We start from the raw sequence: 14034 nt of genomic DNA on the forward strand, positions 1-14034 counted from the left end.
ATGTCCCGAGCGCCGACATTTCTCGATCGCCACACGCTGGGCCTGTCGAACTGGCTGTGGTTCGCGCTCGTCGCGACGCTGGTCGTGGCGATGACGCCACGGGCCGCCCGCCGCACGATCGAGTCGAGCGCCAACCGCGCCGAGGACTGGCTGCCGGCTAGCTACAGCGAGTCGGCCGACCTGGCTTGGTTCCAGCGTCATTTCTCGGGCGAGGCCGTGGTCGTCGTGTCGTGGGACGGCTGCACGCTCGGTCAGAACGACCGCATGCGGATGCTGGCCGCCAAGCTGCCCAAGGCCCGCGACGCCGAGGGCCGGCAGCTCTTCACCCGCGTGCTCACGGGGCCGGGGCTGGTCAACCAACTCATGAACGATGGCCCCGGGCTGTCGCGCGGGGCGGCCATCGCTCGGCTCGAGGGCGCCCTGGTCGGTCCACCCCCGGCCGCCGGCGCCGATGACGACGAGCGGCCCGTGGGAATGGTCGCCGCCATGTCGGCGGCGGCCTCCAGCGACAACCGCGGCATGCGCGCCGCCCTCGACGAGCTTGAGCGTCTCGCTACCGAAGAATGCGGCGTGCCGGTCGCGTCGCTCCACGTCGGCGGCCCGCCGGCCGACAACGTGGCGATCGACCGCGAGGGCCAACGCACCCTGATCCGCTTGGCGGGGCTCTCGGGCATCGTCGGCCTGGCGCTCACCTACTTCTGCTTCCGCAGCCTGCGGCTCACCGGGCTGGCGCTCGGCGTGGCGATCGCCGGGGCGGCGTTGTGCCTCGCGATGGTCTACTACGCGGGCGCCTTCGAGGTGCTCGTGCTCGGGTTGCCATCGCCGCGGCTGGGGGTAGCCGACGCCGTGCTCATGTCGGCGCCCGCCGTCGTGTACGTGCTCGCCCTCTCCGGTGCGGTGCACCTGATCAACTACTACCGTGAGGAACGCGCCAGCCACGGCCGCCACGGAGCCGTGGAGCGGGCGATCGCCTCGGCCGGCTTGCCGTGCGTGCTGGCGGCGCTCACGACGGCGGTCGGCCTCGTGTCGCTCGCCACGAGCGACGTGCTGCCGATCAAGAAGTTCGGCCTGTTCACCTCTTGCGCGGTTGTGGCGAGCGTGGGTCTGCTGCTGGCCGTCTCGGCGGCCGTGCTGCATGTTTACCCACCGCGGCTGCCGCGGCGCAAGAAAACGCCCAAGCGGCTGCCCGGCTGGCTCGACGCCTGGCGACGTTTCGTCACCGAACGCCACGCCTGGGTGAGCGCGATCGCGCTCGTCGCGTTGGCGGCGCTCGGCGGCGGGGTGGTCCGGACCGAAGCGAACGTGCAACTGCTCAAGCTGATCGACCCCAGCTGCGACCTGGTGCAAGACTACGCCTGGTTCGAGGCGAACCTCGGCAAGCTCGTGCCGATGGAGGTTGTCGTGCGGCTCGACGAGAGCCGCCTGCGCCAGCCCGACGAGTTGGCCGAGGGGGCCCACGCCTACCGCATGACCATGCGGGAACGGGCCGAGTTGGCGCGGCGGCTGGCGGGCCGGATCGAAACCCTCGAGCCGGTGGGCCGCACGCTCTCGGCCGCCACGTTCCTTCCCCCGCCGGGCGACCCGCTCGGCGCAGCGGGCGACTACGCCGCCAGCCTGGCGTTCGAGCAAAGCCGCGACGATCTCGCCGAGTACGTCACGCGTGAACGCGACGCCGAGGGCCAGCCAACCGGGGCGGAGCTCTGGCGCCTCAGCGCCCGCTTGTCGGCGCTCGACGACGTCGACTACGGGCTGTTTGTCGAGGACCTCCGGCAACGCGTCGAGCCGGTGCTCAGCGCCTATCGGGCCCGCGACCGGATGGTCGCCGCCACCGAAGGGGGCTGCCGCGACGGCCGGTTCTGCCTGCTCTTCCGCGGCGAACGCGAAGACCAAACCGCCCCGGCCGACTCGGCCGAGGCGATGCTCGTCGAGTTGCTCCGCGAAGCGTCGGGCCGGCGCGACGCGGTCGCCCAAGGCAACCTCACACGGATGGCCGGCAGCAAGGCGACCGAGCTCGAGCGGCTCGCCGGCCAGTTGGCCGCGTTCGACGCCGTCGTCTGCCTCGACCGCCGCGCGTTGCTGAAGGCTCAAGAGCTACTGGGCGAAGACGCGCCGGTCACGCTCATCGACTGCGGCACCGCTAGCAAGGACGCCAGCGGCGGCTGGGAGACCGGCGACGCGTCGATCACGCGGGCGACGTACACGGGCATCGTGCCGCTCGTCTACAAGACGCAGCGGCAGTTGATCGCGAGCCTCAAAGAGAGCCTGCTGTGGGCCGTGCTGCTGATCGCTGGCGTGATGATGATCGTGCTGAGGAGCCCGATGGGCGGGCTCGTGACCATGGCGCCGAACGTCTTCCCGGTCGCGGTGGTGTTCGGCCTGATGGGTTGGTTGGGCGTGAAGCTCGACATCGGCGTGATGATGACCGCCAGCGTGGCGCTCGGCGTGGCGGTCGACGACACGCTGCACTTTACGACTTGGTTCCGTCGCGGCCTGAACGACGGCCTCTCGCGCCCCGAGGCGGTCCGCCACGCCTTCGAGCGGTCCGCCGTCGCGATGATCCAGACGACGCTGATCGTCGGGATCGGCATGGCGGTCTTCATGGCCAGCACGTTCACGCCGACCCGGCAGTTCGGGCTGCTGATGATGGTGCTGTTGTCAGCGGCGTTGGTAGGCGACCTGGTGCTGCTGCCCGCCTTGCTGTGCGGGCCCCTGGGCAAGTACTTGGTTCCGCGTCGGCATCGGCCCGCCAAGATCGAGACCGCAGAGGAGTCTTCGCCGGAGCCGATCGCCCTGCGGATCGTTGGCGAAGAAGGCGATGGCGCCGAGCTCGCCGAACCCGCTTCGCCCGAGCCGCCGACCGCAGTTCCCGCCGTAGCGCCGCGCGTTTACGCGCCCGACGAACCGCTCGAACCGGCCAACGCCGAGCTCCGCAACAAGCTCCGCAACCTGCGCCGGCCGCAGCGAAACGAGTCGGCGGGCTGAGGGGCGAGCCGCTCCGGCTGCACGCGTGCAAGGCGTTGGCGCCCCTTTATTTCTTGGCTGGTCTCGCCAGCTATCGCCCATCCCCAGGGGTCGGGTGGCGTCTTCGCGCCGGTGCGGCGATCATGGTGGGCTAGGATCTGACCACTATGCATTGAACCGGAAGGGCGGCGATGAAGCGGTGCATCCCACTCGCGGCGGCGATCACGATCGGCCTGTTGACCACCACCCCCATGACAGCCTGCCTAGCGGCGGCGAAGGAGCTTCCCGGCGTGGGCCCCTACCCCGAGACCGACCGCGAGCCGGTCACCGACACCTACCACGGCGTGTCGATCGTCGACCCTTACCGCTGGCTCGAAGAGGACGTGCGCGAGTCGCCCCGCGTGGCCGACTGGGTCGAGCGTCAGCAGGCGTTCACGCGCAGCTACCTCGACGGCTTGAGCGAGCGTGAGTCCTTCGAGAAGCGGCTCACCGAGCTGTGGAACTACGCCCGCTACTCGCCGCCGCAGAAGGCGGGCCCACGCTACCTGTACCGCAAGAACGACGGGCTGCAGAACCAGTCCGTGCTCTACCTGGCCGATTCGGCGGAGGCGGACGGCGAGGTGTTGATCGACCCCAATTCTTGGAGCGAGGACGGCACGATCGCCCTGGCCGGCTACTCGCCGAGCCACGACGGCCGCTGGCTCGCCTTCCAACGGAGCGAGGCGGGCAGCGACTGGAAGACGATCCGCGTGATGAGCCTGCCCGACGGCAAAGAGACCGGCGAGGTCATCGAGTGGGTCAAGTACTCCGGCATCGGGTGGGCGCCGGACGGGTCGGGCTTTTACTACACCCGTTACCCCGAGCCCGCCGAGGGCGAGGCGTTCCAAGGCGCGGCGCTCAACCCGAGCATCTGCTTCCACCGCCTCGGCACACCGGTGTCCGAAGACCAAACGCTCTACAGCAACCCGGAGCACCCCGACTGGAGCTTCGGCGTCTCGCCGACCGAGGACGGTCGCTACCTGTTGCTGAGGGTGTTCACCGGCACCGACAACCAGAACCAGTTGCTCTACCGCGAAACCTCCGCCCCGCACGACGCGCCGTGGACGCCGTTGTTCGACGATTTCCAGAACGAGTGGTCCCCCTTCGGCGCCGACGGCGACCGGATCTACCTGACGACCGATTACCAAGCGCCGAACCGGCGGATCGTGGCGCTCGACCTTGCCCGGCCGGGCCGCGAGAACCTCGAGGAGCTCGTGCGTGAGTCCGACGCCACGCTCGAGGGCGCCTCGTACGTGGGGGGCAAGATCTTCGCCCAGTACCTCGAGGACGTCGCCGCCGTTGTGCGGCTGTACGATGTCGAGGGAACGCCGCTCGGCGAGGTCGCGTTGCCGGGCGTCGGTTCGGTCGGCGGTTTCGGCGGCAAGCAAGAGGACCAGGAAACCTTCTTCTACTACACCAGCTACGACGCCCCGCCCACGACCTACCGCTACGACATCGCGCAGGGCGATGTCACGAAGCTCCGCGAGCCCGAGGTCGCCGCCGACCTGGAGAGCCTCGAAGTCCGCCGCGAGTTCTACACCAGCAAAGACGGCGCCCGCGTGCCGATCTTCCTGATGCACAAGAAGGGGCTCGAACTCGACGGCACGAACCCGACGCTGCTCTACGGCTACGGCGGGTTCACGATCTCGCTCACCCCCGGCTACTCGCCGAGCCGCACGGCCTGGGTCGAGCGCGGCGGGGTGCTGGCGGTGGCCAACCTGCGCGGCGGGGGCGAGTACGGCGAGGCGTGGCACGCCGCCGGCAAGCTCGACAAGAAGCAGAACGTGTTCGACGACTTCATCGCCGCCGCCGAGTGGCTGATCGACCAGAAGATCACTTCGAGCAAGCACCTGGCGATCCAAGGCGGCAGCAACGGCGGCCTGCTCGTGGGAGCCGTCATGACGCAGCGGCCCGAGCTGTTCGGCGCCTGCCTGCCGGCCGTCGGCGTGATGGACATGCTCAGGTTCCACACCTTCACGGCCGGCCAGTTCTGGCGCGACGAGTTCGGCTCGGCCGACGACGCGGAGATGTTCCCCGTGCTGCGGGCCTACTCGCCGTACCACAACCTGAAGGAGGGCGTCGCGTACCCGGCCACGATGGTCACAACGGCCGACACCGACGACCGGGTGGTGCCGATGCACAGCTTCAAATTCGCCGCCGAGTTGCAGCGCTGCCACGCGGGCGACACGCCGGTGCTGATCCGCATCGAGACCCGCGCCGGCCACGGCGCCGGCACCCCGACGAGCAAACGCATCGAAGAGGCGGCCGACCTCTGGTCGTTCTTGTGGGCGAATGTAGGCGCCGGTAAATAACCCCTCCCACTATTCTGTGGGAGGCGTCTGAGACGCCTCCCACATCCAACCCCCACACCCAACTCGGTTTGAGCGAATTGTCATGCGGCGTTTGACGAGCGTAGTTCTGTTAGTGCTTGCTAGCATTCTCCCCGAGGCCGCCGCCGCGGCGCCGCCACGCGTGATGGTTGGCTACTACGCCACGTACGGCGACCTGCCGGTCGAGCAGCTCCCGTTCGATGAGCTCACGCACGTTTGCCACGCCTTCTTGCGCACCGACGCCAAGGGCGAGCTCGTCACGACAGACGCCATGCCGAACCCGTCGCTCTGCGACGCCGCCCACGAGCACGGGGTGAAGGTGCTCGTCACGCTCGGCGGCGGGCTCACGGTCCAGGGGCTCGAGCTCGTGTCGAAAGACCCCGCCAAGCTCCAAGGCTACGCCGACCGCGTGGTCCAGCTGGTGAGGGACAACGGCTACGACGGCGTTGATCTCGACTGGGAGTTCCCCCGCGACGCCGCGACCCGGGCGGGCCACGCGGCGCTCGTGGCGGCGCTGCGCGAAGGTCTCGACGCCGCGGCCGACGACGCCGACCGCGAAGCTCCCTACCTGCTCACCGCGATGGTCAGCCCCACGGCGTTCTTCGGCCAGTGGATCGACGCCAAGGCGATCACGCCCCATGTCGACTGGCTGGCGGTGATGGCGTACGACCTGAGCGGCGAGTGGTCTCGCTTCGCGGGCCACCCCGCCCCGCTGTTCGCCTCGCCCCGCGACCCGGAGGCCGACGAGCGGAGCGTCGCCGGGGCGATGCGGTACTGGCGCGACACGCGCGGCGTGCCCGCCGAGAAGCTCGTGATGGGGCTGCCGATGTACGGCCGCCTGCTGCCCGTGGCCGAGCCGTACGACCGCCTCGACCCGGCCAAGGCCGAAGACCACCGCGCGGTCGGCTACGCCGAGATCCGCGAGCTGGTCGGCAAGGGCTGGCCCAGCGAGTGGGACAACGACAGCCAGGCGCCCTGGCTCCAAGCGATCGAAGGCCGCAGCGAGGTGATCGGATACGACGACCCCGCGTCGGTCGCCAAGAAAGCCGCTTGGTCCCAAGAGCAGAGCCTGCGGGGCATGCATTTCTGGGCCCTGCACCAAGACCGCATGCCGGACGGCAAGCACTGGCTGCTGCGAGCGGCCAACAAAGCCTGGCCGGCTGAATAGCTACCGACTCTTCAATCAACCCGGATTTTACTGGCGCCGCACCCCCCCATTGGAGTAGGCTGTGCAGACATCCGCAATGTCAGCGCATTCCCCCCCAAGCGCCGCACCCCTCCACCGGGTCGCTCAACGATGAATTTCGCTTTCCACAAAGCTAGTAAAGTCTTGATTGCAGCGTTCGTCCTGATGGCGGTTTCAACCGCCCAGGGTTCGTTGCTGTTCACGTTCTCCGATTCGACGCTGGCGACCGAAATGGTCGTCGAGCAAGCGGGCGACGATCTGAAGTTCACTGTCTCGATCGTCGACTCGGTCAACACGGGCGATCTGCGCGGCGTTTACTTCCACGTGGCTAACGAATCGCTTCTTTCTGGTCTCAGTGCGACCGGCAGCCCAGGCACGGTGCTCGGCAACGCACAAACGTTTTCCGCCAACAACGTAGCGAACATGGGAGGCGGCAATCCCAACATCAACCCGCTTGGCCCGTTCGACGTTGGCGTCGAGATCGGTCTTGGCAACGGGGCAGGGGGAGTCGACGACTATCAGACCGCGATGTTCGTGCTCTCTCACGCGACTGCAGCGCTCGATGTGGGTACTTTCTTCCCCTCGGCGTCTAGCGTTAGCGGGGGCTTGGTTGCTGGCGTTCGCGCCCAGACGGTCGGTGCTATCGGCGGCTCGCGAAACGGCAGCTCCAAACTCGGCGCAGGCGACCCAACCCAGTATGTCTCGCCGCCGCCTCCGGGCGAGTCGCCCGAGCCGGCTACCGCCGCCATTTGGGCCATGCTCGCCACCGGCGCGTGCCTGTCGCGTCGCAGAATCATGCGATAGGCGTGCGAGCCCCGCGATCGTGAATAGTTCCTCGCATGCATGCGAAATGAGTCATCGCAGCTAGGCGCCTTTTCTCGTCGCTGCTAGCAGCCTTTTTCTACACACCCGCCGCTTGCCTTTCAGTCGCGGGCTGGGCGGTCGCCACGGCTTGCTGGCGCCAGCGGCGCCGGCGCCCTGCTGCAGGCTATTTACGCCGATTCCGGCTATTCCGCCTGGATCGGTTCTGCCGACCGCGACGATACCGGATGCTGAGAAGCGCACAGAATACGCCCAGGCCTCTACCGCTCCCCCCATGCGTGGGGAGCTGCGATCGGCGCAGGCCGGGTGAATGAGCCGCTAGTGTGTTCAAGGAGGAACACCCATGGTCATGCATAACCGTTCGAAGGACGCCCCCGCCCACCAGGCGAGCCCCTGGATTCGCCCGGCCGCAGGATTGCTCGCCGGGGCCCTGTGGCTCGGCGCCGGCGCCTCGCTGGCGACCGAACCGGCCGCCGACGCGGAGCCGGCAGAGGCTCAATTGGCGATCCCCCAATTGACCGAACCCCAGCCGGCGGCGCCCCTGCAGCCAACACCCCTGCAGCCAACGATGCAGCTACCGGAGACGGAGCAAGCGACGACGGAGCAAGCGACGACGGAGCAAGCCGACGCCTCAAACGACGCCGCCCCGCACGACGCCATCGTGCAGGTCGCCTCCGAGGAGCCCGCCGCCGAAGCGTCGCCCAGCTCCGACTCGGCGCTGACGCTCGACTCGGTTCTGGTCGCGGTGCGCCAAGAAGAAGGCGAGAGGGCCCCCTCCGAAGGCGAGGACGTGCTCGAGCCGATCTCGCAGTTCTCCGAGTACGAGCCCGAGTTGGCCGAGCCCCAGCCGGCTGCCGCGCCGCGGGATGTGTCGAAGCGGGTGTCGGTTTCCGACCTCAACGGATCGCTCGAAGACGACAGCACAACCGTGTCCCCGGCCAGCTTCCACGGCGTGACGCCCGGCGTCACGAGCCGGGTCGAGCTGGTCGACGCCTGGGGCAAAGCCGCTTCGACGCAAGCCGTGGGCGAGGGATCGGCCGAGGTGCTGCATTACCCGGTCGCGTCTGACTCGCGAGTCGACGTGCTCGTCGAGGACCGGGTGGTCCGCCTGCTGCGGATCACACTCGCCGAGCCGGAACCGACCGCCGCGCTCGCCAAGCGATTGCGGATCGAGTCGGTCGAGTCGGTCGACATCCGCGACGCCACGGGCGAGCTGCTTGGCGTCGCTTACCCCGAGAAGGGCGTGATGCTGCTGATCGCCGAAGGCGACGCCGAGGCGAGCGGAGCCGACGAGGATCCGGCCGCCACCCACATTGTGCTGCAAGAGCTCGACGCCGAGGCGTTCGCCCTGCGAGCGGAGTTGCGCCCCGCGGACGAGCCGACCAAGGCCTTGGCCGATCTGGAGCAAGCGTTGGCGCTCGACCCCAAGAACGCCCACGCGCAGTGGCTGATGGCCGGCTGGGAAACACGCATCGGCAAGAGCGACCGGGCCGAAGCCCACGCGGCGGCCGCCGTTAGGCTCGACCCGGAGAACGCCTCCTACCGCATCCGTTGGGCCGACACCCTGCTGGGAGTCGGGCAATACGACCAAGCGGTGCTCGAGGCCCGCAAGGTGATCGATGACCAGGACGCCCCCGACGCGGCGCGGGCGCAAGCCCTGCACACGCTCGGCCGGCTCGCCTCGCTGGGCGATCAAGAGATCGAGAGCAAGGCGATCGGGTTCCACAACGCCGCGATCGCTCTGGCCGATTCGGTCGCCACGCTGCCGGAAGGCGCCGACCGCAGGGCGGCCAAGGAGCTGCTCGTGGGCGCCCATCTGGCGGTCGCGAAGCAGATCGCCCGCGGCGAATACGCCCGCCAGGCGGAGGTCGTGGCCGAATGGATCGGCCGCGCTTCGGGCCTCGCCGAAGAGGCGATCGTTAGCGGCGATTGCGACCTGGGGCTGCGTATGCAGGTGGCCATCGGCGCCCTGGACACGCTCGCCGAGATGAAGCCGACCAAGGACCCCGGCCCTTGGATCAAAGAGGCCGACGAGACCGCCCAGGCGATGCTCGAAGGCTGCGACGACGAACTCGAACGGGCCAACACAAGTTGGCTCCACGGCGTGGCCCACGCCCACGCCCTGCGGGTGGAGCACACCCGCCGCGAACCCGACGCCGCCCTCGCTTACGGCGCCAAGGCGATCGAGTTGCTGAGCGGCGGCGCCGAACCGCGGGCCGAGTCGAGCGAAGCCCAGCTCCAGGTTGGCCAGCTCTACTTCTACATCGGGGCCGTCAACGCGATCCACAAGCAAGACCACGCCGAGGCGGTCGCCTGGTTCGACAAGGCCCGCAGCATGATGGACATCGACCGCCCGCAGAGCGAGCTCTTCGTGCCGCGCCGCGAGGGCGAGACTCTCGTCAGCATGGCGGTCTCGTACTGGGACCAGGACCAACGCGAAGTGGCGATCGAACTGACAGAAACGGGCGCCGAGCAGATGGAACGGGCCCACACCGCCGGGGTGCTCGAGGAGAAGTCTCTCTCCGTGCCGTACGGCAACCTGGCGACGATGCACCGCAGGCTTGGCAACCGCGAGACGGCGGCCAAGTTCAGCAAAATGGCTCGCTTGTCGCGCCCCGATTCGGAGCCGAACGACGAGGTGGCGCAGGCGCCCGCGGCGGCGCCGGCCTCGCCCCCGGCCCGCAACGGGCAAACCGCGTCGAGGCAGTCGGGCTCCAAGACCGCGGCTGCGACGCAGCCGTCGCTGCAACCGATGAACTCGCTCGCCCGCCGCACGCAAGACCAGCGGTCGCAAGCGCAAGGGTCGAATCCGCAATCGGGCTCCGATGCGTCGACCTCCAGCCGGCCGATCCGGCGCCGTTCGCCGGTCACGGGCCGCATGCTGGTCCGCTGATCGCAGCTCGGCAAGCTCTCCACACCGCTATCCGCACACGCCGCCCTGGGCTCGCCCAGGGCGGCGTTTGTTTATAGGTGGTTCGTGAGTTGGACGTTTCGGCGCCACGCTGGTTGCACGGCTGCCTCTTTACGGTTGCCCCCAACGCAATCGGCGTCCTTAGTTTGACCCCGCTGCGCCGCCATGCAAAACTTGCGCGCAGCCTTCTCTGACACTCTACTGATCTACGAGAACCAAGCGGCATGGGCACGATGACAAGCTCCACGCGCCGATGGGCGCTGATCGCCACGCTGGTCGCCTGCGTGGCCGGCGGCTCCTGGTCGCCGACCACTAGCGCCCAACAAGGGCCTTCGCAGCAAGAGAGCTTGCCGCCAACGAACGACGCCTCATCGGAAGAGAACATGCAGCCCGAGACTGGCCCTCAGTACGGAACGACGCGCCGGGCTAATACCGATAAGCAAACGCCGATCGAGCGGTTGAACATCGACCTCGAGAGCGGCGCGGTCGAAGAGCGTGTGGCTCGTCTGCTGGCGGTCATGACGCTCGAAGAGAAGATCGGACAGCTCTGCCAAGTGGCCCCCGGGGGTGAGACGCTCGCCGATGACTTGGCAGACGACATCCGCCACGGGCGGGTCGGGTCGGTCTTCTACACTGGGCACGCCGAGCAAACACGCGAAGCGCAACGCGTCGCCACGCAAGAGTCACGCCTCGGCCTCTGGCTGCTCACGCCGCGCGACGTGATCCACGGGTTCCGGACCGTGTTCCCGATCCCACTGGGGCAGGCCGCCAGCTGGAACCCCGAGCTCGTTCGCCGGGCCGCCCGCATCGCCGCCGAGGAGGCGCGTGTCGAAGGGGTGAACTGGACCTTCGCGCCGATGCTCGATATCAGCCGCGACGCCCGCTGGGGTCGCATCGCCGAGTCGCTCGGCGAAGACCCGCAGCTCGCCTCGACGCTCGGCGCGGCGATGGTCGTTGGATTCCAGGGGGACAACCCTGCGCGGCCGGTTCTCGCCGCCTGCGCGAAGCACTTCGTCGCCTACGGGCTCACCGAAGGGGGCCGCGACTACAACCGGTCGATGGTGTCGATCAACGAGTTGCACAACACCTTCCTGCCGCCGTTCCGGGCGGCGCTCGACGCCGGCTGCCTGACGCTGATGACCGGCTTCAGCAGCGTGAATGGCGTGCCGCCCACGGGCAGCCGGGAACTGGTCGGCGACCTGCTCAAACGCCGCTGGGGCTTCGACGGCCTCGTGGTGAGCGACTGGGGATCGGTCGTCGAGATGATCGAGCATGGCTACGCCGCCGACAGCCGCGACGCTGCGCAGAAGGCGATCGCCGCCGGCGTCGACATGGAGATGGCCTCCGAGACCTACCGCGAGAACCTGCTCGAACTGGTCGAGGCGGGCGAGACGCCGCTCGCCGAGATCGACGAAGCGGTCCGCCGGGTGTTGAGGCTCAAGCTGCGGGTCGGGCCTCCCCGCGAGTCGACCGCCGCGCTCAACGAGCCCGCCGAAGAGAGCCTCGCCGCCGCTCGGGAGCTCGCCACGCAAAGCGTGGTGCTGCTCAAGAACCGGCCGCCCAAGCAGCGGGCCCCGCAGCGCGGTCAAGCCATCTTGCCGCTCGACCCCGCAGCGCTGCGGCGTGTGGCGGTGGTCGGCCCGCTCGCCAACGCCGCCCGCGACCAGCTCGGCTGCTGGATGCTCGACGGCAAGCCGGAGGAAGCAATCACGCCGCTCGAGGCGCTCCGCAACGCGCTGCCGGAAGCCGAAGTCACGCACGCCCCGGCGCTCGACTCCTCGACGGACACGAGCGAAGAGCGATTCGAGCAAACCCTGGGGGTGGTGTCGCGCGCCGACGTGGCGATCGCGTTCGTCGGCGAGGATTGGTGGCTCAGCGGCGAAGCCCGCTCGCGGGCCGACCTGAACCTGCCCGGCGCCCAGCCCGCCTTGGTCCGAGCCCTCGCCCAGACCGACACGCCGCTGGTGCTCGTCGTGCTGGCCGGCCGGCCGCTGACGATCGGTCACGAGGCGACTCTCGCCGACGCGGTGCTCTACGCCTGGCACCCCGGCACGATGGGCGGCCCGGCGATCGCCGACCTGCTGCTCGGCGCCGCCTCGCCGAGCGGCAAGCTGCCGCTCTCGTTCCCGAAGCACGTGGGCCAGTCGCCCCTCTACTACAACCACCCCAGGACCGGCCGCCCGGCGCAGGCCGAGGTGCGGGCGCTGATCGGCTCGGACCGCAGCGACTTCCCCGAGGAGATGAAATACCGCTCGCACTATCTGGACGTCGACCCTTTCCCGCTCTACCCGTTCGGCTATGGGCTCTCTTACACCACGTTCGGCTACAGCGAATTGGCGATCACGACTGCCGAGCTGCGAGCCGGGCAAACGCTCACGGCCCGCTGCCGCCTGACCAACACCGGCGACCACGCCGGCGCCGAGATCGTGCAGCTCTACACGCGTGACGTGGCCGCGAGTCTCGTACGGCCGGTGCGTGAGCTGCAAGCGTTCCGGCGTGTGACGCTCGCGGCGGGCGAATCGACCGAGCTCGAGTTCGAGCTGCCGGCCGAGCGCCTGGCGTTCTTCGACAACCGGGGCGAGTCGCGTCTCGAGCCGGGCGAATTCCGCTTGTGGATCGGCGGCGACTCGGCCGCCACGCTCGGCGGGGCATTCGAGCTCGTCGACGGTCCGGCGACGCCGTAGCGCGAGATCACAGCCAGCCCGCCGCGCGGTAGGCCTCGGCCGTTTGTCGGTAGCGTTCTTCTAGCGAGGCGGCGGGCGCCCAGCCGAGCGTTTCGATCGCCTTCTGTGACGAGCAGACCCAGCCCCCCGGGGCGGTCGCCTCGCGCAGCTTGTCCATGCCCACGATCGACGGCTTGCCGCGCAGCCTCGCGAGCAAGTCGCCCGCCATCGCCGGCAGCAGGAACGGGTACTTCCGGCGTCGCAGCACCCAAACCCGGCGCCCCATGGCGTCGGCCGCCAGGCGGCCCATCTCGGCGTAGGAAGAGACTTGCGGGTCCGCCACGTGGTACACGCCCTGGCCGGGCGGACCCGCGGAGGCGATCCGTTCGCCACGCTCGGCGGCGCGCAGCAGCGCGTCAACCAGATCGTCCGCGGCCACGAGCGAGAGTGGCACCCCGTCGAGCTGAGGGGCCAGGTGAACGCCCCAGCGCCGGATCGCGCGGAACATCACCAAGCCGTCGCGGTCGCCTGGCCCAAAAACCACCGGCGGACGGACAATGGTAATCGGCGCCGCGGCGGCCGACTCGCGGGCGGCCCGCTCGCCGGCGAGCTTGCTACGGCCATAATCCGAAACCGGCGCCGGGGCGACGCTCTCAGCCAGCGCCCCCGCCGAGGCAGAGGGGCCCGCGGCCGAGAGCGAACTGACAACCACCACCACGGGCGGCGCCGACCGCTCCGCCGCCGCGCGGCAGACGTTCTGCACCCCCGCCTCGTTGACGGCGAGGAAGTCGGCGAGCGACAACGCGTGTGTCTTGCCCGCCAGGTGATAAACGGCGCCCACCCCTTCCAGCGCCGCGGCGACGCTCGGCGGGTCGGTCACGTCGCCCCGCACCAGCCGCACGCCGGGCCGCTCGAGACCTTCGGTCCTCGACGAGCTCCGCACGAGGCACGCCACCTCGTCGCCACGCTCGACGAGCCGCTCGACAAGCCGCCGCCCGATGAATCCGCTGGCCCCGGTGACCAGAGAAATCCCATGAGGCCGTGGCCCATCGGGAGGCGTGGCGGGGCTGTCGGGATGCGTATGCGGCGCGGACACGCCCTAGGTTTTACCCCGGCGGCTCG

At 69.3% G+C, this 14034-nt stretch carries 7 protein-coding genes; 6 read left to right on the forward strand and 1 reads right to left on the reverse strand.

Going from position 1 to position 14034, the window contains the following annotated elements:
* The 6 genes from Mal64_RS10680 (at position 1) to Mal64_RS10705 (ending at position 12933) form a co-directional block, all read left to right on the forward strand.
* Positions 1-2982 carry an efflux RND transporter permease subunit gene (locus Mal64_RS10680; RefSeq protein WP_146399920.1) on the forward strand — a complete coding sequence of 994 codons (2982 nt, stop codon included), beginning with the start codon at positions 1-3 and terminating at the stop codon, positions 2980-2982.
* 170 nt (positions 2983-3152) lie between these two features.
* On the forward strand, positions 3153-5312 hold the full coding sequence (locus Mal64_RS10685; protein WP_231993657.1) for a prolyl oligopeptidase family serine peptidase: 2160 nt from the start codon (positions 3153-3155) through the stop codon (positions 5310-5312).
* Positions 5313-5394: 82 nt separating this feature from the next.
* On the forward strand, positions 5395-6498 hold the full coding sequence (locus Mal64_RS10690) for a glycoside hydrolase family 18 protein (protein ID WP_146399922.1): 1104 nt from the start codon (positions 5395-5397) through the stop codon (positions 6496-6498).
* Positions 6499-6681: 183 nt separating this feature from the next.
* A complete protein-coding gene (locus Mal64_RS10695) occupies positions 6682-7320 on the forward strand; it encodes a hypothetical protein (protein ID WP_146399924.1) in 639 nt (212 codons plus the stop codon).
* Between the two features lie 361 nt (positions 7321-7681).
* Positions 7682-10231 carry a hypothetical protein gene (locus tag Mal64_RS10700; RefSeq protein WP_146399926.1) on the forward strand — a complete coding sequence of 850 codons (2550 nt, stop codon included), beginning with the start codon at positions 7682-7684 and terminating at the stop codon, positions 10229-10231.
* A gap of 251 nt (positions 10232-10482) precedes the next feature.
* Positions 10483-12933 carry a glycoside hydrolase family 3 N-terminal domain-containing protein gene (locus Mal64_RS10705; protein ID WP_197525647.1) on the forward strand — a complete coding sequence of 817 codons (2451 nt, stop codon included), beginning with the start codon at positions 10483-10485 and terminating at the stop codon, positions 12931-12933.
* Positions 12934-12940: 7 nt separating this feature from the next.
* On the opposite strand, the gene Mal64_RS10710 is transcribed toward Mal64_RS10705, so the two are convergent.
* Positions 12941-14008, reverse strand: coding sequence for an NAD-dependent epimerase/dehydratase family protein (locus tag Mal64_RS10710; RefSeq protein ID WP_146399928.1), 1068 nt, complete (start codon positions 14006-14008; stop codon positions 12941-12943).
* Positions 14009-14034 lie beyond the last annotated feature (26 nt).

Source organism: Pseudobythopirellula maris, from assembly GCF_007859945.1.
Taxonomy (GTDB): Bacteria; Planctomycetota; Planctomycetia; order Pirellulales; family Lacipirellulaceae; genus Pseudobythopirellula; species Pseudobythopirellula maris.

Excerpts from the sequence above, each read along its gene's own strand:
- Mal64_RS10695 (WP_146399924.1), top strand. The coding sequence starts at position 6,682 with ATGGCGGTTTCAACCGCCCAGGGTTCGTTGCTGTTCACGTTCTCCGAT.
- Mal64_RS10700 (WP_146399926.1), top strand. The coding sequence starts at position 7,682 with ATGGTCATGCATAACCGTTCGAAGGACGCCCCCGCCCACCAGGCGAGC.
- Mal64_RS10680 (WP_146399920.1), top strand. The coding sequence starts at position 1 with ATGTCCCGAGCGCCGACATTTCTCGATCGCCACACGCTGGGCCTGTCG.
- Mal64_RS10690 (WP_146399922.1), top strand. The coding sequence starts at position 5,395 with ATGCGGCGTTTGACGAGCGTAGTTCTGTTAGTGCTTGCTAGCATTCTC.
- Mal64_RS10705 (WP_197525647.1), top strand. The coding sequence starts at position 10,483 with ATGACAAGCTCCACGCGCCGATGGGCGCTGATCGCCACGCTGGTCGCC.
- Mal64_RS10685 (WP_231993657.1), top strand. The coding sequence starts at position 3,153 with ATGAAGCGGTGCATCCCACTCGCGGCGGCGATCACGATCGGCCTGTTG.